16 protein-coding genes are annotated in these 22,437 nt (G+C 45.9%); 4 read left to right on the forward strand and 12 right to left on the reverse strand.

What is annotated here, in order from left to right; genetic code table 11:
* Nucleotides 1-476 precede the first annotated feature (476 nt).
* Nucleotides 477-1,718: a porin gene (locus tag H3S83_RS08075; protein ID WP_078039644.1), complete on the reverse strand. Its 1,242-nt coding sequence runs from the start codon at nt 1,716-1,718 to the stop codon at nt 477-479.
* Nucleotides 1,719-1,849: 131 nt separating this feature from the next.
* Nucleotides 1,850-3,379 carry an NAD(P)H-hydrate dehydratase gene (locus tag H3S83_RS08080; protein ID WP_246741731.1) on the reverse strand — a complete coding sequence of 510 codons (1,530 nt, stop codon included), beginning with the start codon at nt 3,377-3,379 and terminating at the stop codon, nt 1,850-1,852.
* Between the two features lie 236 nt (nt 3,380-3,615).
* Between H3S83_RS08080 and H3S83_RS08085 the strand changes: the two genes are divergently transcribed.
* The 3 genes from H3S83_RS08085 (at nt 3,616) to H3S83_RS08095 (ending at nt 6,133) form a co-directional block, all read left to right on the forward strand.
* Nucleotides 3,616-3,954, forward strand: coding sequence for a P-II family nitrogen regulator (locus H3S83_RS08085; protein ID WP_075870859.1), 339 nt, complete (start codon nt 3,616-3,618; stop codon nt 3,952-3,954).
* Nucleotides 3,955-4,032: 78 nt separating this feature from the next.
* The gene (glnA, locus tag H3S83_RS08090; RefSeq protein WP_077971776.1) at nt 4,033-5,442 is read left to right on the forward strand and encodes a type I glutamate--ammonia ligase; all 1,410 of its coding nucleotides are present in this window, start codon (nt 4,033-4,035) and stop codon (nt 5,440-5,442) included.
* A 142-nt stretch (nt 5,443-5,584) separates the two neighbouring features.
* Entirely contained in the window at nt 5,585-6,133 is a 549-nt protein-coding gene (locus tag H3S83_RS08095; RefSeq protein ID WP_198239390.1) for a hypothetical protein, read from the forward strand.
* Nucleotides 6,134-6,776: 643 nt separating this feature from the next.
* Here H3S83_RS08095 and H3S83_RS08100 read toward each other — a convergent pair.
* The 4 genes from H3S83_RS08100 to H3S83_RS08115 form a co-directional block, all read right to left on the reverse strand.
* Nucleotides 6,777-7,205 carry an organic hydroperoxide resistance protein gene (locus tag H3S83_RS08100; protein WP_077971782.1) on the reverse strand — a complete coding sequence of 143 codons (429 nt, stop codon included), beginning with the start codon at nt 7,203-7,205 and terminating at the stop codon, nt 6,777-6,779.
* 91 nt (nt 7,206-7,296) lie between these two features.
* Nucleotides 7,297-8,085, reverse strand: a complete 789-nt coding sequence (locus tag H3S83_RS08105) for an ATP12 family chaperone protein (RefSeq protein ID WP_198239391.1) — start codon at nt 8,083-8,085, stop codon at nt 7,297-7,299.
* Nucleotides 8,078-8,755 carry an HAD-IA family hydrolase gene (locus H3S83_RS08110; RefSeq protein ID WP_198239392.1) on the reverse strand — a complete coding sequence of 226 codons (678 nt, stop codon included), beginning with the start codon at nt 8,753-8,755 and terminating at the stop codon, nt 8,078-8,080. Before H3S83_RS08110 ends, H3S83_RS08105 begins: the two co-directional genes overlap by 8 nt.
* On the reverse strand, nt 8,752-9,735 hold the full coding sequence (locus H3S83_RS08115) for an RluA family pseudouridine synthase (RefSeq protein ID WP_198239393.1): 984 nt from the start codon (nt 9,733-9,735) through the stop codon (nt 8,752-8,754). The genes H3S83_RS08110 and H3S83_RS08115 overlap by 4 nt, the downstream gene beginning before the upstream one ends.
* 210 nt (nt 9,736-9,945) lie before the next feature.
* On the opposite strand from H3S83_RS08115, the gene H3S83_RS08120 reads away from it, so the two are divergent.
* Nucleotides 9,946-11,775 (forward strand): glucan ABC transporter ATP-binding protein/ permease, encoded by a 1,830-nt coding sequence (locus H3S83_RS08120; RefSeq protein WP_198239394.1) that lies wholly within the window; start codon nt 9,946-9,948, stop codon nt 11,773-11,775.
* 546 nt (nt 11,776-12,321) lie between these two features.
* On the opposite strand, the gene alaS is transcribed toward H3S83_RS08120, so the two are convergent.
* The 6 genes from alaS to rplQ all read right to left on the reverse strand — a co-directional run bounded on the left by alaS (nt 12,322) and on the right by rplQ (nt 22,427).
* A complete protein-coding gene (alaS, locus tag H3S83_RS08125; protein WP_198233210.1) occupies nt 12,322-14,988 on the reverse strand; it encodes an alanine--tRNA ligase in 2,667 nt (888 codons plus the stop codon).
* Between the two features lie 1,323 nt (nt 14,989-16,311).
* The gene (recA, locus tag H3S83_RS08130) at nt 16,312-17,394 is read right to left on the reverse strand and encodes a recombinase RecA (protein WP_077971797.1); all 1,083 of its coding nucleotides are present in this window, start codon (nt 17,392-17,394) and stop codon (nt 16,312-16,314) included.
* A gap of 216 nt (nt 17,395-17,610) precedes the next feature.
* Nucleotides 17,611-18,282 carry an OmpA family protein gene (locus tag H3S83_RS08135; RefSeq protein WP_077971798.1) on the reverse strand — a complete coding sequence of 224 codons (672 nt, stop codon included), beginning with the start codon at nt 18,280-18,282 and terminating at the stop codon, nt 17,611-17,613.
* A gap of 111 nt (nt 18,283-18,393) precedes the next feature.
* Entirely contained in the window at nt 18,394-19,674 is a 1,281-nt protein-coding gene (locus H3S83_RS08140) for a replication-associated recombination protein A (RefSeq protein WP_198239395.1), read from the reverse strand.
* 47 nt (nt 19,675-19,721) lie between these two features.
* Nucleotides 19,722-21,116, reverse strand: a complete 1,395-nt coding sequence (locus H3S83_RS08145; protein ID WP_198239396.1) for a DegQ family serine endoprotease — start codon at nt 21,114-21,116, stop codon at nt 19,722-19,724.
* 885 nt (nt 21,117-22,001) lie between these two features.
* A complete protein-coding gene (gene rplQ / locus H3S83_RS08150) occupies nt 22,002-22,427 on the reverse strand; it encodes a 50S ribosomal protein L17 (RefSeq protein ID WP_077971806.1) in 426 nt (141 codons plus the stop codon).
* Nucleotides 22,428-22,437: the final 10 nt, after the last annotated feature.

Here is a 22,437-nt window from a genome sequence, read left to right on the forward strand (position 1 = left end):
CATGTTTTGCAGGCTGCTCCTCATCTCAATCCCTCTCACGGGCTTTGCCTCTCCTACCCCTTCTCGCAGGTATGTTGTTGATCAAGGAGATATTTTTGTAGCTCAGTGTTCCGATAAGTTGCCCTATTTAGAGCTAATAATGAGATCACTTTAAAACACATCTCATTCATAAATATTTTGAATGCGTTTTACGCGGCAATTGCTTCAATTCCGGATAAGCGGGACCAACTTCCAAGAAGCCAAATGCTTCCTACCTTCGCTCGCAACCAATCTCTTTATCATAAAAATTCGAAGTCGCTACTTTTCCCTGTTCGCCTGCAATGTCTCGTCATATCGCGCATTCGCTATCTCTTTATTATAGCGAGGCAATCAATCTTATAAATCTGAAAGCCGGACAGAAAATCAAAAGCCAATCAAAATTTGTTAAAAAAAATGGCGGCCAAAGCCGCCATTTAAAAACATCAATGGATATGATTTTAGAAATTGCGCTGCATACGCAACATTCCCTGAACGGCATTATCACCGTGGAATGTAACGCGTGAACCATCATCCCACTTCTTGTCGTTACCGAAGTTCAGGTAAGAAACTTCAGGTGTAACAACGAGACCCGGAACAAGCTCATAAGCCATATTGACCGATGCACTGAAAACATCTGTATCGTCATAGGTCAACTGGGAATTGAAGGAAGCCTTCTTGGTGGCTTTATAGGTTGTACCACCCCAAACGGCCCAATCGCCACCCCAATCACCATATTGACTGGTGTGCATGCGATAATAATAATCATGCTTTCTGTTGGGGCGATCATTATTATAAACATCGTCATAGGCGTAATAGTCGTCATTGCTCTTGTAACCGCCCATAACCCAAACCGACAATTGATCGGTTACGTTCAAATTGACACGAAGTTTGGCAGCCCATTCTTCCCATTGTGCATCATAAGCACCAATAGCAGCAATAGACCCCCAGCCCTGTACGAATTTCGCACCGAGAAGAACATTCGGTGTGTAATCATCAATGCTGCTACCACTATAGAAATGGCGCGCATTGGGGTCATCGCGGTTGGCTTTTCCGGCACCGGTTGCAACCCGTTTACCCATGCCCTTTAGATAATAGTTGTCGCCAGCATTATCGCTGCCGTTATCAGTACCTTGTTCAACACCGATAATTGCCGAAAAGCCGTTATCTGCGGAGAATGTATAGCTTAAAACATTGGTACGCTGGAACATGCCGGGATCAACGACATCATCGTTCAGGACTTTACCGAGATAGCCCGTCCAATGCCAGAAAATCGATTCGTCAACACCAACACGCAAACCGCCCAATTCGATGTACGCAAAGTGGGCCTGACCGCTCAAAGTATCATTGCCATCGTCCCACTGATTACGTAGTTCGACCAAGGTGCGCAAAGTACCAAGTTCGGTTTCGCTTGCTGTCTGGAAGCGCAATTCACCGCGGGCACGCCATGCATAGGTGTCACGATCTTTTTTGCCCTTATATGCGTAAACATTATCGCCGCCTTTAATATCGGCACGCAAATAACCGCCAACGCGCATACATGTGTCGGTTCCGGGGATATAGAAATACCCTTGTCCATAAGCGTCGCAAACACGTACATATTCGACGGGTTCCGGCTCGGCTACAACAACATCGGCAGCGTAAGATGCACTCGATATAACCATGGCAGCAGCAGAACCTGCCAACAGTGCTTTAATTTTCATACGGATTTCTCCCTGTGCCCGATAGGCTATACTGAATAGAAATTTGTAATGATGTTATGTGACAGTCCCCCCGCAATGAAAAGCCAAAATTGGAAAAAAGTGCTATCTATAGTTAAGTAGTGATAAATTAGTCACATAATTGTCTCGGAAAGAACCAAGGGGATTGCTGAAACAATATCTTCTGCAATCATACCGTGTCCAAAATGGTCAGCACACTGCGCATGCAGAAAGACTCCGGCGCAAGCTGCTTCGAAAATCGGCATGTGTTGTGCACCCAAACCACCGATAATTCCCGAAAGCACGTCGCCGGAACCTGCTGTCGCAAGAAACGGTGTCCCATTTACATTAACCGCAAGGCGACCATCTGGAGATGCTATGACTGTATCCGCACCTTTATAGACGACCACCGCACCACTTTCGCTCGCAGCTATCCTCGCTTTTTCAATACGTGACAAATCCTTGCTTTCCGAAATAGAGTAAAAAACGCGTTGGAACTCCCCTTCATGTGGCGTCATAATAACCTTGACCGGTGATTGTTTGATAAGTGCAAATATTTTCCGACTTTCTTTGGCGATAGCAGTAAGCGCATCGGCATCAAGAACGAGTGTAAAAATTTTACTCTTCAAAAGAATTGCTTCTACAATCGAAAAAGCACGCTCCAATGAACCGAATGCGGGCCCCAGAACGACCGAACGCACTTTCCGGCTTTCGAGAAAGTCGAGAATTTCTGCGTCGCTCCCCATTTCTTTAAGCATGATACTGGTGAGATGCATTTCATGAACGAGAAGTGCGTCTTCCGGAGCAATTATTGTAACAAGCCCTGCTCCGCTTCTTGCGGCAGCATGGGCAGCAAGTCGTGCAGCACCGGTTGATGATTGAGGGCCGGAAAACACCACCGCATGTCCGCGACGATATTTATGTGTATCATAATCGAGTTCCGGCCAATTGTTGAGCCAGAGCGAAGGAAAATTGATAAAGCGCTCCGGTTTGATAATTTCCAGCACTTTTTCCGGAATACCGATATCGGCAAGTCTGATCTCGCCACATTGTAATCTGCCGGGGTAACATACATGTCCGGGCTTCAATCTGAAAAATGTGACTGTCTTTGCCGCCTTGACAGCCTCTCCTTTTATTATCCCGCTTTCTCCGAACACACCCGAAGGCAAGTCGACGGCAATAACCGGAACACCACTTTCATTCAATTTTTTCAATTTCTCCTGAAGCGTTTGTTCCAAAGGGCGATCGAGCCCTGCTCCATATAAGGCGTCAATAACGACATCAAAATCCTGTGGCGAAGAAAATTTATCAAAAGGCAAGCGCTTTTCGCCCCACAAAGCAGCCGCTTTTTCGGCATCGCTTCCCGCTCTTGGTTTCCCTAACGCAAATATAGTCGGTTCGAAACCATGGCTTTTAAGAATATGGGCCGCCATATAACCATCGCCGCCATTATTTCCCGGCCCGCATAAAACAGCGATTTTTCGGCAACACCGATAATCATTTAAAATAATATCGACGATAGCCTCACCGGCGCGTTCCATAAGTTTGAAACTGTCATGCCCGTTTAACGTGGCAGCCAGCCGATCGGCTTTCCCCATTTCTTTCGGTGTCAAAAGTTCAACAGGAAAATGTCTACTTAACTTTGGTGTTGCATATTTTTTCATCACGCCGCCCATTTTTTATTCATCCACGACACAAATTGTTAAGTCCAATATAATTGTTTGGTCAAAATTCGCTATGGTTAACAATCTATAAATTGCGCATTCCTGCAAAATATTGTTGAGTTATTGCGTTATTTTTCCAACTTGGCACAAAACATGCTTATAACTTAATAGATAATGGAAAAATCGACTTAAAGCGGTTACCGAAGCTAAAGTTTAACGTTGGAGGCGAAATCAATATGAAAAAAATCGAGGCTATCATTAAGCCATTCAAGCTTGATGAAGTGAAGGAAGCCCTTCAGGATGTCGGCTTGCAAGGTATAACCGTTACGGAAGCCAAAGGGTTTGGCCGACAAAAAGGCCATACAGAGCTTTACCGTGGTGCAGAATATGTTGTTGATTTTCTCCCCAAGGTAAAAGTCGAAATTGTTGTTGCCGATGAAACCGTGGAGCCGGCGATTGAAGCTATTCGCAAAGCTGCACAAACCGGTCGCATCGGTGACGGGAAAATTTTTGTTTCATCTGTCGAAGAGGTTATCCGCATCCGTACAGGTGAAACGGGCGTAGACGCTATCTAAGCCATAAGTTAACTCATGCCCCATATTTACGGGGCATGTCCGATCAACCCTTTATTACTTTTAAATAAGGAATGTAATATGACGACTGCATCTGATATCCTTAAGCAGATTAAGGATAATGACGTTCGCTTCGTAGATTTGCGTTTTAGTGACCCTAAAGGCAAATTACAGCATGTAACCATGGATATCGCTGAAATCAGTGAAGACACATTTGCTGATGGTGTCATGTTCGATGGATCTTCCATCAGCGGATGGAAAGCAATCAATGAGTCGGATATGGTCTTGATGCCCGATCCAACGACCGCCCATATGGATCCGTTTTTCGCCCAATCCACAATGGTTATCCTGTGCGACGTACTCGACCCGATCTCAGGTGAATCCTATAACCGCGATCCGCGCTCGACCGCCAAAAAAGCCGAGGCTTATCTCAAATCATTGGGTATTGGTGACACAGTCAATGTCGGCCCTGAAGCCGAATTTTTCTTGTTTGACGATGTTCGCTTCAAAAATGACCCTTATAATACCGGTTTCAAGCTCGACTCCAACGAGTTCCCCTCGAATGATGACACCGAATACGAGATGGGCAATCTCGGGCACCGTCCGCGCGTAAAAGGCGGCTATTTTCCGGTTCCTCCGATTGATTCCTGTCAGGACATCCGTTCGGAAATGTTGACCGCTCTGACCGATATGGGCGTTCGCGTTGAAAAGCACCACCACGAAGTTGCAGCCGCCCAGCACGAGTTGGGTATCCGCTTTGACACATTGGTGCGCGAAGCCGACAAAATGCAGATATTCAAATATGTCGTGCATCAGGTAGCCAATACTTATGGCAAATCGGCAACCTTCATGCCGAAGCCGATTTTTGGCGATAATGGTTCGGGTATGCACGTCCATATGTCGATCTGGAAAGACGGCAAACCGACTTTTGCCGGCAATGAATATGCCGGTCTTTCGGAAACCTGCCTGTTCTTCATCGGTGGTATTATCAAACACGCAAAAGCTATCAACGCTTTCACCAACCCGTCGACCAACTCCTATAAGCGTCTTGTTCCGGGTTATGAAGCTCCGGTTCTGCTTGCCTATTCGGCACGTAACCGTTCAGCCTCCTGCCGTATTCCGTTCGGTTCGTCGCCAAATGCAAAACGTGTAGAAATCCGTTTCCCTGACGCGACAGCCAATCCTTATCTGGCTTTCTCGGCAATTCTGATGGCCGGTCTTGATGGCATCAAGAACAAGCTCCATCCCGGACAGGCAATGGATAAAGATCTTTATGACCTGCCTCCAAAAGAATTGAAAAAAATCCCGACTGTTTCCGGCAGCTTGCGTGAAGCATTGCAATGTCTTGATAAAGACCGTGCCTTCCTTAAAGCCGGTGACGTATTTGACGATGACCAGATTGATTCGTTCCTCGAATTGAAGATGGAAGAGGTTCTGCGTTTCGAGATGACACCTCATCCGATCGAATTCGACATGTATTATTCGGTCTGATTTTCGTTAACCAAGATCATTAAAAACGGGGGCTTCGGCCTCCGTTTTTGTAACATTTCCTGCCTTTTTCCTGTCACGCTTTGCCTTTAGACTCCGGATTCACTATAACAGACATATGAGTGAACAGTATCAAGGGTAAGTTATGCGACGCATCTCCAAAATCATCTTTGGTTTATCAATTGCTTTTTGTGGACTAAACTCGGCCAGTGCACGATCGGCGACGGACGCAGAAGTCAAGATGCTGAGCGATGCGACAAATAATTACGCAACTGCGCTCCAAACTTCCAATTTCGATGCTGTTTTGAATGCAATACCACCGCGTATCATCCAGACACTAGCTGCTCAATCGAAAGTTGATCAGGAGCAATTCCGCCAGATTATGGTGAACCAGATGAAACAATTGGCTCAAGCCTATAAGGTTGACAAAATAACCATAAGCCAATCGAAAAAAAGTGCGGGAGAATTCAAGGATGGAACGCCTTACTATATTATTCCCACCGATTTTGTGATCACAACAATCAACGGCAATAACAAAAATCAGATCAAAGGCGAACTTGTCGCCATTCTTGATAATAATCAGTGGTATTTTGTCCGTGGTGACGACGCAACAACAATTTCTACAATGAGCGAAGCATTTCCGGGATTTGAAGAAATAAAGCTCAGCGCGCCGGAAATCAAACCGATCAAATAGCGTTTGTGATCTAACTCTTCATTTGTTTGATTTCATAAAATCCAGATTTCTCTTTTCATAAATCCACGTGCGGTTCTAGAAAGTTTTCGACACGTTTCAAACTGAGCCGCATTTTTTTCAAACCGGTTTCCAACAATTTTTAGATGCTGTTCCGCAAAGTCGGTGGCTGACCGCTTGTTTTTGCGGCTCAAAACAGAATAACAATCTTCAAAATTTGAAATTTTGTCGCTTGTGATGAATTTCAATGCTGATATATCGCGACGGGAGAGTTAGAAATTGCACGACTGACCAAGTGATCTCGAACAAAAATTTTAGCTGGTAATGCGGCTTTACCATGCCGAACACGAAAAAACAGCCCCTTTATCAAAGCCATAACAAATTCGATTTTGAAGATAGGCTGACGGCCATTGCGTGGTGACCGAGCACTTGAAAATCGGGATGTGCGATCTTTCAGACTTATCTGTCTCTGCAAGTGCTCATTCGAGTTATCGACGATAGCCATGAAAATAAAAATCACTGCAGCATCAAACTGGTTTGACCGAATTTTGCGCCTAAGCCGAGAGAAAGCTTTTCATTTCAGAAAAAACTCTCCCTATCACTTCATAAGCATTAGATACCGCAGTGTTTTTTTGAGTTTCTGTTATCAGATAACTTTAATCTGCACGCTGATATTGTTGCGCGTCGCATGGGAATAAGGGCAAATTTCGTTATGCGCGGTGTGGGCGGCCATTTCAGCCTGTTGTTTGTCGAGCCCTTCCAGATGCACTGTCAAAACGACTGTAAGTTCAAAACCACCGCTTTTGCGTGGTCCAATTCCGACTTCGGCCTTTACATAACTTCCGTCCTGAACTTTAAATCCCGCTTTTTGTGCAGCAAAACGCGTTGCCGATTCAAAACATGCAGCATAACCGGCGGCAAAAAGCGTTTCAGGATTGGCACCGATAGTACCGTTACCACCCATCTCTTTAGGTTTTACCAAGTCGATGTCGAGTGCACCATCTTCTGAGTGCACATGGCCTTCCCGCCCGCCTTCAGCAATCGCTGTCGTTCTATAAATTATGTTCGATAACATTGAGCTTCACTCCTTGGTGATAAAAACTTGCTTCTTTAACCTAGCGTGTTTTTCCGGAGAAGCAATAAACCACCGGTCAAACTTTTGAAATTTACAGGTTTTCAATAGCCGCTATAACAGCTGCAGCCGCTTCATATTCAGCCTGATGATAGGCACGCTTTTTCTTGGCTTCGACATCTTCTCCCCAATGTTCGACTGTCCAGTCTTCGTCAAGATGGGCGATTTGCCAAGCCTCTGTCAGATTTATTTTACCTTTCCAGACCGCAAGTGCAATGAGCGCCGAACCACAAAGAGTGGTGATCGAATGCAATGCCGCCAGCACATAAGGAGACTCGATTGTTTGAAGAGCATCGCGTATAGCTGAAATCGAACCCTCGGGCTGTTTTACAAACATCACCCCTTCGGTCAGCATAAAACGGGCGCCATAATTGTTGCGAATCCAATCAAGGACGGGGTCCCAATGATGGTGTTGTCTTTCAACCAGCTCTTTGGGAGAATCCGCCCGATAAAACAACATATCATTGCCGACAAATTCCAGAATATCGTGCCGCACAACATCCACATTATCGATGACACCATCGATGATCGAGTTGACGAGGCGGGTTATCGGCATTTTCGCCGGATCAATTGTCTTTTGTTGCGAATTGAATTCGTGTGCGACCATCCCGGCCAACGCTCTATTGGGCAAAACAAGTTTATGGCGTGCCGGCGTTTTGACTGTTTTGTCATCAAGAACAACAGCAAATTCCCCGCCTTCTTCCTTAACGGAAGCTTCTTTGTAAAACCGCTTTGGTAATTCGCGTTTCGAGAGAATCTGAGCCTGTTTCACCGGATTAGCTTTTTCAGCATCGTCGTTCAGCTCTTGCAGCAATTCACGCATTGTTATCACTTTCAAAAATCGAAATTATGTCTTTTGGCTCTCTTACCAGTTTATTGGCACCTGCTTCTTTCAAAGCTTCCGGCGTATTATAGCCCCAGAAAACGCCGATCGCTTTGGCATGAGCAAGCTTCGCCATTTGCATATCGAAAATTGAATCCCCGATGACATAAGTATTTTCTGGAAACACGCCGGTTTGTTTACAACTTTCGATAACCATTGTGGGATCAGGCTTTGACGGGCATTCGTCTGCTGTTTTGATTGTAACAAAACAATGAAGTTTGTAGGCATCCAGTATTTTGTCAATTCCAAGCCTCGACTTGCCGGTGACAACGCCCAAAAGAACATCATCTTTATTTTCAAGCGCTGTCAACATTTCCGGAATTCCCGGAAAAAGCGGCTCGGTAAAAGAAATATCGCCTCTGTTTTTTGCGAAAATCTGTTTATAAGCTGTCACCATTTCGAGAATTTCATCATCAACAGGACGATCTAAAAGACGTGCAATCGCACGATCAAGCGATAGGCCGATGACAAGTTTTGTCTCGTCAAGGTCAGGTTCTTTATAAGAAAATTTTTCAAATACCTGAACCATTGCCCGTTGAATAGCAAAGACACTATCAACCAGCGTTCCATCACAATCAAAAAGTGCGAGGCGAAGCGGCTTGTCGGTCAATCTTGATCTCCGTCACTTTCATCGAATGCAAGAAGGTTGAAAGTTTGCACCATATGGGGCGGAAGAGGAGCAGTCACGTCCAATATTCCTCCGGAAGGATTGGGGATTCTTATCCGGCGGGCATGGAGATGAAGTCGATTCTGGATACCACCTGGCAGTTCCCAGTTCTGGTCTGCATAAAAATATTTGGGGTCGCCAATGATCGGATGACCAATATAGGCTGCATGAACACGCAATTGATGCGTGCGTCCTGTATAGGGTTCCATTTCAAGCCACGACAAAATCTGCCCGCGCGTGTCTATAACACGATAGTGCGAAACAGCATGATCGGAATCCGGTTCACCATGCCGGCATACCCGCATTTTATCGCCGTCAGGGGTCGATTCCTTAACAAGCCATGTCGAAATCTTGTCTTCGCGTTTTTTGGGAACACCTCTCACAATAGCCCAATAGGTCTTTTTGGTTTCACGGGCACGAAATGCTGCTGCCAAAGCCTGCGCTGCGGAGCGTGTTTTTGCAACAACCAGTACGCCTGACGTATCGCGATCAAGCCGATGGACAAGGCGTGGCTTTTCGCCTTTTTGATTACGCCAGGCTTCAAGCATGCCGTCGACATGACGGGTAACACCCGAACCACCCTGAACAGCAAGACCGGCGGGCTTGTTAAACACATAAAGCTTCTTATCTTCATAAAGAAGCATTTGCTTTAAAACGTCACCGTCATCCTGCCCGCGAATAGTTTTGCCTGTAAGCGGCACGGCACCTTTTTCATCAACAGGGAGAGGCGGCACGCGCACCGATTGCCCGATTTGCAGTCTCGTGTCAGACTTTACCCGGCCCCCTTCAACACGAATTTGCCCCGAACGCAAAAGTTTTTGCAGGTAGCCGAATCCCAGTCCCGGATAATGAGCCTTGAACCAGCGGTCAACGCGCATACCGTTTTCATCTTCATCAACTTTTTTTATTTCAACACCGGCCATCGTCATCTCCTTGGTGTTTTCTCTAGCATCATCGAACGACAATAGCGACATGATTTATCATTACGATCACACTCGGTTACATCCTGTTGTTAAAAGTGGTTTTGCTGATCGTAAATTGAACGGTAGCGCACATTAAATAAACATTATAAACAGTTGAACTGTTTTTCAAACGGACAACCACGGGGACAAGGTGTCATTGGAGGTATAAGCTTGTCGCTTTTTAAAACTTATACGCGCGCAGTCAGCTATTTGATGACAGAAAAGAAAACGGTCATCATCATTTGTGCAGCCAACATTGCCATGGCGGCAGTGCAGGTTTTCATACCAAAAATTTTCGGCTGGATTATTGATGAACTGTCTTTGACCGCGCAAGCAGTATCAAGCGGCACTGCCTTTTCGGCTGGTGATACATTCTCAGCCGTTATTCCTTATCTCGCATTGTGGACAGCTCTCGGTATGTTTTCCATTGTGGCAACCGTAATGGTCGACAGAGGGGCCGATCGTCTGGCACATCGCAGACGCTTGGGTGTATTGGCTGAATCCTACCAGCGCATTATCAATATGCCGCTCGCATGGCACCAGAAAATCGGTACCTCCAACGCACTTCATACAATGCTGAGGGCTTGCGAATCCATGTTCACGATGTGGCTTGAATTCATGCGCCAGCATCTCGCATCAATGATTCAGCTTATCATTCTGTTAAGCGTCGCAATCTGGACAGACTACCGGCTATCCATCGTTCTGGTTTCGCTTGGCGTGATTTATATTATGATTGCGCGTCTTGTCATGACCAAGACCAAGACAGGACAGGAGTCGGTTGAAAAATATCATCTTGCTTTATTCGAGCATGTGACAGATTCAATCTCCAACGTCTCCGTCGTTCAAAGCTACAACAGAGCAGACGAGGAAAGTGCGCGCGTTAAACAGAATGCGCAAAATGTCCTGAAAGCCCAATATCCGGTTTTGAACTGGTGGGCCTTGGCTGCCGGCCTTAACCGCATGGCCTCGACAATTACAGTGATTGTCGTCATTGTTCTCGGTGCTTATCTCGTTTCCAAAGGTATTCTTAATATTGGTGATGTTGTTGCCTTTGTCTTCTTTTCACAAATGATGATTGGACAACTTGACCAGATCAGCAATTTCATCAATCTCATTGGTTCCAATCGGGCAAAACTCGACGCGTTTTATGACATGATGGATTCGACTGTTGCGGCAGCCGAACCGGCTGGCCTTCCTTCATTGACAAACGTCAAAGGCGATATCCGTTTTGATCATGTCACGCACGAATTTTCGAACACTCTACAAGGTGTCTATGACATCTCTTTTGAAATCAAACCCGGCCAGACAGCCGCAATCGTCGGGCCTACCGGTGCGGGTAAAACAACACTGATCAATCTGTTACAACGTATCTACGATCCGGAAAGCGGCGTTATAACGATTGATGGTGTGGATACAAGAACAGTCAACCGTGCATCTCTTCGCCATGCCATGGCTACCGTGTTTCAGGATTCGGGTCTCTTTAACCGCACAATCAAAGAAAATATCAGCATTGGTCGTCCCGATGCCACTGATGAAGAGGTTTTCGAGGCTGCCAAGATTGCTGCAGCCAATGATTTCATTCGTGCAAAAACCAATGGCTATGACACACGGGTGGGCGAACGCGGGTCATTGCTTTCCGGTGGTGAACGGCAGAGGCTTGCAATTGCCAGAGCAGTGCTCAAAAACTCGCCTATTTTTGTACTTGATGAAGCAACAAGTGCACTGGATGTCGAAACGGAAGCACGTGTCAAAGAAGCAATTGACACTGTAAGCCGCAATCGGACAACGATCATCATCGCCCACCGGCTTTCGACTGTGCGCAATGCGGATCTGGTATTGTTTATGGATCGTGGGCATATTGTGGAACAAGGAAGTTTCGATGAACTTGCCGAAAAAGGCGGTCGTTTCACAGCCCTCCTGAAAGCGGGTGGTTTGACAATAGACCATTCACCCCATGCGCTTAATCGTGACAATGCTGTTCAGGCTCAACAACCATCTTAACCCGACCGATTTAATGAACCAGAGCCTCGACTATAAAATCATTGCCGATGGTAAAGCTCAATGTTATCAGATTGGCCGGTTTCACTGTAAGATCGGGTAAATAACCTCCATATTGGCAACTTGCGGGGCAAGAAAACACTTGGCGTTTTCGAATAAAAAGAAATGGGTTGAACCGGAATAGAATAAACGCATGAGCGAAAAAGGCAAATTTCTACAATAAATTTAATTCTGTCCGATTGTTCGCCAAAAACGAATTTGTAGGTCTTGCCGCGCTTAAAGTATTCCCTTGAATAGGCCTAAAACCTCCCGTAGCGCCCTGCTCTCGAAAAACACGTGGCATTTCAAGATCGGCGCGCTATTACCTTCCAAAGTGAGCTTCCCGCACTCTCGCAATTTCACTAAAATGGTATGAAGCCCAAAACCGGAAGCAGCGTCAAACTTCTCTACGGCCTTGATGGAATGACTGCAGAGAAGGACGGTAGAAACAATAAAATCATAAGCCCATAAGACAATAAAAAAGCGGGCTAAACCCGCTTTTTTAAATATTCATTTCTGTAATTTTTGCCTCAAGGCTTTCATGGCATCATCTGCTTTGTTGCCATCCGGTCCTCCGGCTTGGGCCATATCAGGACGGCCGCCACCGCCTTTGCCGCCCAGAACTTCGGACAATGCTTTGACGAGTTCGACAGCATTGAACCGTTTTGTCAAATCGTCGGTAACACCGACGACGGCACTCGCCTTGCCATCTTCCGAAACACCGATAAAGGCAACAACACCGCTACCGATCTTGTTTTTACCGGCATCGGCAAGTGGCTTCAAATCCTTGGGCGCGATACCGTGAACAACACGTCCCATAAAGGCCAGCCCGTCTATCTGTTCAATATCGGCTTCGCCGTGATCATTTGCACCACCGGACAAGGCCAATTGCTTTCTCGCTTCATTCAACTCTTTTTCGAGCTTGCGACGTTCTTCAACAAGCACATGAACACGTTCCAATGCTTCCTGAGGCGTTGTCTTCAATGCATTGGCAATTTCGTGGACACGTTGATCTTGTCCATCCAGATAATGGCGCGCGGCATCGCCTGTCAGCGCTTCAATACGGCGAACACCGGCAGCAACTGCGCTTTCGGAGACAATGCGGATAAGCCCGATATCACCTGTCCGTTTAACGTGGGTACCACCGCAAAGTTCAAGCGACCAGGCGCGGTTTCCAACTTTTGTCGGGTCAACCCGTTGCCCCATAGAAACAACACGAACTTCATCACCATATTTTTCGCCGAACAAGGCCATTGCACCTTCGGCAATAGCATCGTCAACGCTCATAAGACGGGTTGTAACAGGGCTGTTTTGCAAAACAATTTCATTTGCCAAATCTTCAACCTGTTTGATTTCTTCCGCTGTCATCGGTTTCGGATGCGAGAAGTCGAAACGCAAACGTTCCGGTGTTACCAACGACCCTTTCTGGGCAACATGGGTACCCAATGTTTCGCGTAAAGCCTCGTGTAAAAGGTGGGTTGCCGAGTGGTTGGCGCGGATTTTACGACGCCGTTTTTGGTCTACATCAAGCTCGACAACATCGCCGGTCTTGATCGAACCGTTTTTGGCAACACCGATATGGACAAAAACACCATTTGCCTTTTTCTGTGTGTCTGTGACGTTGAAGGAGAACTTTTCGCCGGCAATTACGCCGGTATCGCCCACCTGACCACCGGATTCACCGTAAAAAGGTGTCTGATTGACGATCAATGCGCCTTCTTCACCTTCCTTCAGACCATCGACAATTTTGCCATCTTTCACAATTGCAGTAATCACTGCTTCGGCTTTTTCTGTCTCATAGCCAAGAAATTCGGTGGAACCGACGCGATCGCGAACGGCAAACCAGACGGTTTCGGTTGCCTCTTCTCCGGAACCCGCCCAATTGGCACGGGCTTCGGCTTTCTGGCGTTCCATTGCCTTGTCAAAAGCTTCGACATCAACCGTTATATTGCGGCGACGAAGCGCATCCTGAGTAAGATCAAGCGGGAAACCATAGGTATCATAAAGTTTGAAGGCTGTTTCACCATCAAGATGATCGCCCGATTTCAGATTGTGGCTTGCCTCGTTCAAAAGGGTAAGACCACGTTCCAAAGTCTTGCGGAAGCGTGTTTCTTCCAGACGCAAGGTTTCCGAAATCAGCGCTTCTGCGCGGATAAGCTCGGGATAGGCTTGTCCCATTTCGCGTATCAAAGTCGGCAACAGGCGCCACATCAACGGTTCCTTGGCTCCAAGCAGCTCGGCATGACGCATGGCGCGACGCATAATGCGGCGCAATACATAACCACGTCCTTCATTGGAAGGCAAAACGCCATCGGCAATCAAAAAGGCAGATGAACGAAGGTGATCGGCTATCACACGGTGACTTGCAACAAATTCTCCCTCGGCCTTGACGCCGGTTGCCTCTTCGGAAGCGCGGATCAATGTCTTGAAGAGGTCGATGTCGTAATTATCATGAACACCTTGCAAAACAGCGGCAATACGTTCAAGCCCCATGCCCGTGTCAATAGATGGGCGCGGAAGATCATTACGCTGGTCCTTTGTAACCTGATCATATTGCATGAAAACAAGGTTCCAGATTTCAATGTAACGATCGCCATCTTCCTCGGCGCTTCCCGGCACGCCGCCCCAGATTTTATCGCCATGATCATAGAAAATTTCCGAACATGGCCCGCAAGGACCGGTGTCGCCCATCGCCCAGAAATTGTCGCTGGTTGAAATCCGGATAATTTTATCGTCAGTGAGACCGGCTATCTTTTTCCATAGCTCGGCTGCGGCATCATCCTCATGATAGACGGTGACAAGCAGCTTTTCTTTCGGCAGACCGAATTCTTTGGTCAGTAAATTCCAGGCAAAATAAATGGCCTGTTCTTTGAAATAATCACCAAAAGAGAAGTTGCCAAGCATCTCGAAAAAGGTGTGGTGGCGCGCTGTGTAGCCTACATTGTCAAGATCGTTGTGCTTCCCCCCGGCGCGAACACATTTTTGTGCTGTGGTTGCCCTTTTATAGGGGCGTTGTTCAAGGCCGGTAAACACATTCTTGAACTGTACCATTCCCGCATTGGTAAACATCAAGGTTGGGTCATTTCTCGGAACCAGAGGACTGGACGGGACAATTTCATGCCCGTTTCTATGGAAATAATCCAGAAATGTTGACCGGATCTCGTTAACACTATTCATCACTGACACCTGTATTCGCCGCAGAGCTTCATCTCGCCCGCCCGATTTTAAAAAATATATTGACTGCCTTTTAGAGCATATTCTCTAATCTGAAAACCACTTTTTCACGCCAATCCCGCATTGTGAATTCTATATCCGGTGCTTTTTGGCTTAAGCAAAGTAGATCAACAGAAAACATTTGAAACATATGCCGCGAGCTTAAAAAAATTGCGCTTATTCAAACATTATCACGAAGACTTTAATGGGCGATAGCGAAAGCAACTTCTGATGAACACATTTTATCCGCTTAAATTCAATGGCTATCCATTGTCCGGTTTTTGGTCAGGGCCGCTCTATCACAAATTCCCAAATTATATAAATCCTTGTGGGAATCTGTTACCCAAATATCCTCGATGAATTGCGTGAGAGGGAATTTTTTGAATTACGGCTACATTTCGTTGTGTTAAACCCGTTTTTCTTCAATTTTCTACCGCAAATCGGTTCTTCTTCCCCCGCATTATTTAATCCCGAAACCAACACTGACCCGCACCTGATAAACTTTCATCCGCGAATTTTTGAATTTGCCAGCAACAGTTGGTCAAATGCTTAACTCGGGGCACGACAATTCATAAAATTGGAACACGGCTCATTCATTCTGCGATAATTGCTTACGGAGCTAAGAGAAAGACAACCATTGGTAATAATGAATAATAAAGTTCATTAGACCGAACTTTTATCCGTTCAATTTGTTTTCCAGAAGCGCCCGATCAAAACGCTGTTAAAAAGCGAACACCTCGCGCTGATAACGACAAAACTCCGGACACTTCGTTCATGTTAAAGTACAATGCGCTGTACAAAATGCCGTAAATAGATTTTCAGGGAATTTTAAGGAATTTTACGAACACTATTGGAATGACGACAGAAGAATCTTCATGAAAAACTGTGTAGTCACGCACAACCACTGCAAAGCGAATATGATTTCGACAGAACAAAGCCGTTTCACTCCGACATAGCCACTTTTCCAGCCATTTTTTTCCGCATGTTTTTTCCGGCCTTTTTTCCCAGTCGGTTTTCCAGTCGGTTTTTCCAGCCTGCTTTATTAGCTAGCCCTTACAATTCAAGTTCTATCAAACAATGTTCATATTCAATGCTAACGGAATTATTCCTAATCGCTAACTTAATTATGTAAAATAAAAGGGCGGCAGCCTTCCGGCTAACGCCCCTTATTCAATCATGAACCGGATTTCGAAATCGTAATTCCTTAAACGTTTTCACGTTGGTATGGACAAAATTTCGAGCCGGAAATCTTCCTAACCTATCTTAGCCGGTTTCGATGAAACCGGATCACCCCGCTGCACTTTCATCATCGGCTTCCGGGCCACCGTTTTCCAGTAGTTCCGTTGCGATTAAACCTGCATTCTGGCGCAAGGCAGCCTCGATCTCTTCGGCAACTTCCTTATTGTCACGCAAAAACTGTTTGGCATTTTCGCGCCCCTGCCCCAAACGCTGGGAATTATAAGAAAACCATGCGCCGGATTTTTCAACAATGCCGACTTTTACACCAAGATCAATAAGTTCTCCTAACTTGGAAATTCCCTCGCCATACATAATATCAAATTCTACCTGCTTGAACGGAGGGGCAAGCTTGTTTTTGACGACTTTGACACGAGTCTGGTTTCCTACAACTTCATCACGATCTTTGATCGAACCGATACGACGAATGTCAAGACGAACCGAAGCATAAAACTTCAAAGCATTACCGCCAGTCGTCGTTTCCGGAGAACCAAACATGACGCCAATTTTCATTCGAATCTGATTGATAAAGATAACCATACAATTCGAACGGGAAATTGAAGCTGTTAATTTGCGAAGAGCCTGACTCATCAAACGAGCTTGCAGACCGGGAAGCGAATCTCCCATCTCGCCTTCGATTTCAGCGCGCGGCGTAAGAGCTGCAACAGAGTCAACAACCAGAACGTCAACAGCACCCGAGCGGACCAATGTGTCGGTAATTTCCAAAGCTTGTTCGCCTGTATCGGGCTGCGAAATGAGAAGATTTTCAACATCGACACCAAGTTTGCGGGCATAAACCGGATCAAGAGCATGTTCGGCGTCAATAAACGCACAAATACCACCGCGCTTTTGCGCTTCGGCAATTGTATGAAGCGCCAAAGTTGTTTTACCGGAACTTTCAGGCCCATAAATTTCTACGATACGCCCTTTGGGAAGGCCACCTACACCAAGCGCGATATCCAGCGATAAAGAACCTGTCGGAATTGTTTCGATCTCGACAATGTGCTTATTATCGCCAAGGCGCATAATAGAGCCTTTGCCAAATGAACGTTCAATCTGGGATAGTGCGGCATCCAGAGCTTTCGATTTATCCACTGTTTTGTCCTCAACGAGTCGCAATGTATTCTGTGACATCTTACACTAACCTTTTCTAATATATGAAGCCAGAGCATGCACTTGATTATAATGTTTTTGTACACTATTTGTTCTCTTTTGGCAAGTATCTTAATACATTGTTTTTATTGAATTAATTATTTTTGTTCTAATAATGTTCTCTTAAAGAAAATAAACTGGGTAAAAAGAAAACCGCCGTTTGTGCGGCGGTTTCAAAAAGTTAGCAGATCGGGAAAATCAATAACCGTCCTGACGCAAAGGAGCAATCTGGATTTCTACACGACGGTTTTGCGAGCGCCCTTCGACTGTATCATTTGAAGCAATCGGATTGGAAGGTCCGTATCCCTGAACAGCCAGACGCCGCCCATCAATGCCCTGACTATTAAGATAATTTGCGACCGAAAGTGCGCGTCGTTGCGACAAGTCCTGATTGTGCTGGAGACTGCCGGTCGAATCCGTAAAACCAAAAACATCAACCAGAGATTTGTTATATTTTTTCAATACAATGGCAACAGAATTCAACACCGGATAGAACTGCCCTTTGACTGAATCCTGATCGGTATTGAAAGTGATATTGCCCGGCATATTGAGCCGTATCTGATCACCAACACGGGTAACAGATACGCCGGTTCCCTGCAATTGTTGACGAAGTTCGGCTTCCTGCCGGTCCATATAATTTCCTATGAGTCCACCGCCAAGCGCACCAACGCCGGCACCGATCAGAACAGCATTTCTTTGCGCGTGGCTCGATCCGCCGACCATCAAACCACCAAGAGCACCAGCGACAGCACCAATTGTTGCGCCGGTTGCCGTCTTCGATACCTGACTTTCGCCGGTATAGGGATTTGTCGTTTCACATGCGGTCAAAAAACTGGCAGAGAGAAAAAGAATGCCCAACTTTTTCAACATAGTTTGTAATCTCCGTTTTGAGTAGATTCGCGTAAATCTCCTGTCGGAGATTATAGAGGTGGCTTACCGGATTTCACTAGATGAATTCAATTTTTATCCGTTAATACCATATTAATTTTCTTTTTTGCGTTCGTTACGTAGTCTTTCCCACCATTCCAAGCGCTTTTTTATTTCACGCTCGAACCCCCGTTCCGGCGGGTCATAATAATGTTGATGCCCCATTTTTTCAGGAAAATATTCCTGACCTGAAAATGCATCCGGCTCGTCATGATCATAACGATAGCCTTCACTGTAACCTTCCTGCTTCATTAATTTTGTAGGAGCATTAAGGATATATTTTGGCGGCATTAAGGAGCCGTTTTCGCGAGCTGACCGCATTGCCTTCTTAAAAGCGGTATAGCCGGCATTGGATTTCGGCGCCGTTGCAAGATAAATACAGGCCTGAGCAAACGCAAGTTCGCCTTCGGGAGATCCCAAATAGTCATAGGCATCTTTTGCAGCATTGGCGATGACCAATGCCTGCGGATCGGCAAGCCCGATATCTTCAATTGCCATCCGCACAAGCCGCCTGCCAATATAATGCGGATTTTCTCCTGCATCCAGCATACGCGAAAGATAATAAAGCGCCGCATCGGGATCGGAACCTCGAACCGATTTATGAAGAGCCGAAATCAGATTATAATGTCCGTCTTGGCCTTTGTCGTATATAGCAGCTCTTTGCTGGACGATATTTTGCAGTTCTTTCTCGTCAAAAACTTCATTCGACCGCGCTGCACGCCACAATTCTTCTGCCATGGTCAACACGGCACGCCCATCGCCATCTGCCATATGCACCAGCATTTCCCGTGCGCGCTCGTCAACGGGTAATGTTTTACCCTCGATTTTTTCGGCTCTTTTAAGAATTGTTGCCAGACTTTCTTCATCAAGCGGATGAAAAGTAAGAACGCGTGCACGCGAAAGCAAAGCAGCATTCAGTTCGAATGATGGATTTTCAGTCGTTGCACCGACAAGTATGACTGTCCCGTCTTCCATAACCGGCAAAAAACTGTCTTGTTGAGCACGATTGAAGCGATGGATTTCATCAACAAAAAGTAATGTTTGCCTGCCAGACATACGTCTTGCACGGGCACTCTCGAACACTTTTTTAAGTTCGCCAACGCCTGAAAAAATAGCCGAGATCTGTTCAAAAGCCAATTTTGTCTCGTTTGCGAGAAGACGTGCCACGGTTGTTTTTCCAGTCCCTGGAGGCCCCCAGAAAATCATTGACCCCATTGAACCCGATGCGATCATTCTGGTTAACACACCTTCCGGCCCTGTGAGATGGTCCTGACCAATAACTTCCGATAGGTGTTGCGGCCGCATTCTTTCCGCAAGCGGCCTGGTTTTATCCATGTCGGAATCAGTAGAGGATGTAAAAAGGTCGTTAGTCACCTGTCACCTCAACGCACAAATTGACGAACCAACATGCCATTGCGCTCGAATTCGAGTTGCCAGATACGCGGATTACCTTTTGAGAGGACCTTCTTCAGATCGTCAACTGTCTTGATGTCCTTGCCATTGAGACCATGGATAATGTCACCACGCTGAAAGATACCTGCCGCATTGCTATTGTCGTCGACATTATTGATTACAACGCCTACTGTGTCTGGCGCTACATGAAACCGGCGTGCATTCATTGGCGTCAAATTCATAACTTCGGCACCGGCAAAAGGAGTATTTCCTGTCAATTTTTCCGGACGTGAAACCTCGTTTTCGGGAACCGAAGTGAGAGAAATAGAGGTGTTTCCAGTCTCACCATTTCTCAGATACTCAATATCGAGCGTATGACCGATCCCCGTTGTCATCAGTCGATAACCAAGGCTGTCCGGATTATCAATACGCACATTTTGCGCCTTCAAAATAACATCGCCGATTTTAAGACCGGCTTGTTCAGCGGGGCTTCCTTTTGTAACATCGGTAATAATGGCGCCATAAGGCTGAGCCATTCCCAGCCCTTCGGCAACATCTGCTGTTACATTTTGAAAAGAGGCGCCAATATAGGGAGGTTCGAATGTCTGCTCTCCTCTTTTTACCGCATCAAGAACGGTTTTTACAAGATTTGCCGGAATGGCAAACCCGATTCCAACCGAACCACCCGACTGCGAATAGATGGCCGTGTTGATACCGATGAGCTCACCCCGCATATCAATCAATGCACCACCAGAATTGCCGGGATTGATCGGGGCATCTGTCTGGATAAAAAAGTCGAAATCGGAAATACCGACACGTGTACGGGCTTGTGCTGAAACAATACCGCTGGTAACGGTCTGCCCCACGCCGAACGGATCACCTATTGCAAGCACGAGATCGCCAACTTCGACTTCATCCGAGTCGCCCAAAGGCAAGACCGGAAAGGGAGTTCCCTTCGGAGTGATTTTCAGAACTGCTATATCTGTCGCCTCGTCTTTCAGCATCACTTTGCTTTCAAATTCACGTCCATCGGACAAAGCGACTTTGATTTCGTCGGCGTCACGAATAACATGATAATTCGTCACTATAAGCCCGCTTTGATCAACAATAACTCCGGAACCGAGCGACGATTGCTTGCGTGATGGTGCGTTTTGTAACGGTTGCCCGAAAAATTGTTCGAAAAATGGATCATTGGCAAAAGGTGAACGGGCACGAACGATTCTTGCCGCGTAAACGTTGACGACAGACGGTGCTGTCTTCTTAACCAGAGGTGCAAAGCTCAATTTGATTTCGGCTTGTGACTGCGGAACTTCTGCAAAGCTTGCTTGAGGTAAAAGGGCTGTCAATAAGCTGAAAAGAACAATGGCCTTGAAAATGGGTTTCATTCTTATTTCCTTACAAAAGACTTTATTCTTGTAATGGTTCGGGCAGTTTTCAATCTATAAGCGTTTCATCAAAAGAAACGATCCTTATTCGACAGCCTTCAACAGATTCTCATTCTATTTATGATTTTGTCAAAAGAACGAAATTGAATTGATTTTAGTATGTTGTTGTCAGTAGTTACGAGTCTCGGTGCACTCGCCAATCCCATTGATATTATCATCAATAGGCTCACCAACTCCGGCTTTCTTTTTTGTGCCATCTGACAATTATAAAAACTTCGCATAATATATGTAAAGCTCGCAAGATATTGAGTGCTCTATGACATTGTCCTTCCGAAGCTCTCATTCGCCCAATTATCATCTATTTATATCCGATTATCTCCCTCCGCCCGACCACATTCATGTCTTTCACGTAAAACGTTCCTATTGATAAGACATCTCAAGAAAAAATAGTAAAATAAGTGGCGAGCTGATCCGGATTTTCAGGCAATTTTTAATGGAATTAGCCATTCAACAGGAAGGCAATTTTATGAAACGAACGCCATTCATTTTCAATCCATTATAAATGGCTCAACAATGCGTGTCTCTTCTTCAATTATGAAGCAGGCTCATGGCAAGTCGATAGCCAATGTCCAATAATCATTCATCATCAAGCACTGCGGTAATTCAACTACCAAACGAGACCCGTTTTCGCCGAGCGACAATCCCGCGCACTGTCATCAACAAAAATTTTAAAACGCCAATGAATTTCCGGTTATAAGTCGAAACAACCGAAATCGGCCTCAAACGTGACATTTCCGATTTCAACGAATAAACTGCCAAAAAAACAAAAAACCCGCCAAACAAGCGGGTTTTTTAACATTAATCATTTTTTCAAATGATAGCCAATCAAGCGGCTTCTGATTCCTTGGCAGCAGCTTCTACACGTGCTTTATCTGCTGCACCTTTGGCATTGATGTCGCGTTCAACAAATTCCACAACAGCCAGAGGAGCATTGTCACCGGCACGGAAACCGGCTTTCATAATACGCAGATAACCGCCATTACGTGTAGCGTAGCGCGGTGCCAATGTATCAAACAATTTCGCTACCTGTTTTGCATCGCGAATCGCAGAAATGGCTTGCCGGCGTGCATGAAGACCTCCACGCTTGCCTAACGTTACCAACTTTTCAACGATTGGACGAATTTCTTTTGCCTTTGGAAGCGTCGTCACGATCTGCTCATGCTCGATCAGTGACGTTGCCATATTGGCAAACATCGCCTTACGGTGACTAGCAGTGCGGTTCAGCTTGCGGCCTGACTTACCATGGCGCATGAGCCTTCTC

This window comes from Bartonella sp. W8122, assembly GCF_016102485.1.
GTDB classification, from domain to species: Bacteria; Pseudomonadota; Alphaproteobacteria; order Rhizobiales; family Rhizobiaceae; genus Bartonella; species Bartonella apihabitans.

What these genes read in the sequence shown, in the direction of transcription:
- H3S83_RS08075 (WP_078039644.1), bottom strand. Translation starts at nt 1,718, where the DNA reads ATGAAAATTAAAGCACTGTTGGCAGGTTCTGCTGCTGCCATGGTTATA.
- H3S83_RS08080 (WP_246741731.1), bottom strand. Translation starts at nt 3,379, where the DNA reads ATGAAAAAATATGCAACACCAAAGTTAAGTAGACATTTTCCTGTTGAA.
- H3S83_RS08085 (WP_075870859.1), top strand. Translation starts at nt 3,616, where the DNA reads ATGAAAAAAATCGAGGCTATCATTAAGCCATTCAAGCTTGATGAAGTG.
- glnA (WP_077971776.1), top strand. Translation starts at nt 4,033, where the DNA reads ATGACGACTGCATCTGATATCCTTAAGCAGATTAAGGATAATGACGTT.
- H3S83_RS08095 (WP_198239390.1), top strand. Translation starts at nt 5,585, where the DNA reads ATGCGACGCATCTCCAAAATCATCTTTGGTTTATCAATTGCTTTTTGT.
- H3S83_RS08100 (WP_077971782.1), bottom strand. Translation starts at nt 7,205, where the DNA reads ATGTTATCGAACATAATTTATAGAACGACAGCGATTGCTGAAGGCGGG.
- H3S83_RS08105 (WP_198239391.1), bottom strand. Translation starts at nt 8,085, where the DNA reads ATGCGTGAATTGCTGCAAGAGCTGAACGACGATGCTGAAAAAGCTAAT.
- H3S83_RS08115 (WP_198239393.1), bottom strand. Translation starts at nt 9,735, where the DNA reads ATGGCCGGTGTTGAAATAAAAAAAGTTGATGAAGATGAAAACGGTATG.
- alaS (WP_198233210.1), bottom strand. Translation starts at nt 14,988, where the DNA reads ATGAATAGTGTTAACGAGATCCGGTCAACATTTCTGGATTATTTCCAT.
- recA (WP_077971797.1), bottom strand. Translation starts at nt 17,394, where the DNA reads ATGTCACAGAATACATTGCGACTCGTTGAGGACAAAACAGTGGATAAA.
- H3S83_RS08135 (WP_077971798.1), bottom strand. Translation starts at nt 18,282, where the DNA reads ATGTTGAAAAAGTTGGGCATTCTTTTTCTCTCTGCCAGTTTTTTGACC.
- H3S83_RS08140 (WP_198239395.1), bottom strand. Translation starts at nt 19,674, where the DNA reads ATGGATAAAACCAGGCCGCTTGCGGAAAGAATGCGGCCGCAACACCTA.
- H3S83_RS08145 (WP_198239396.1), bottom strand. Translation starts at nt 21,116, where the DNA reads ATGAAACCCATTTTCAAGGCCATTGTTCTTTTCAGCTTATTGACAGCC.
- rplQ (WP_077971806.1), bottom strand. Translation starts at nt 22,427, where the DNA reads ATGCGCCATGGTAAGTCAGGCCGCAAGCTGAACCGCACTGCTAGTCAC.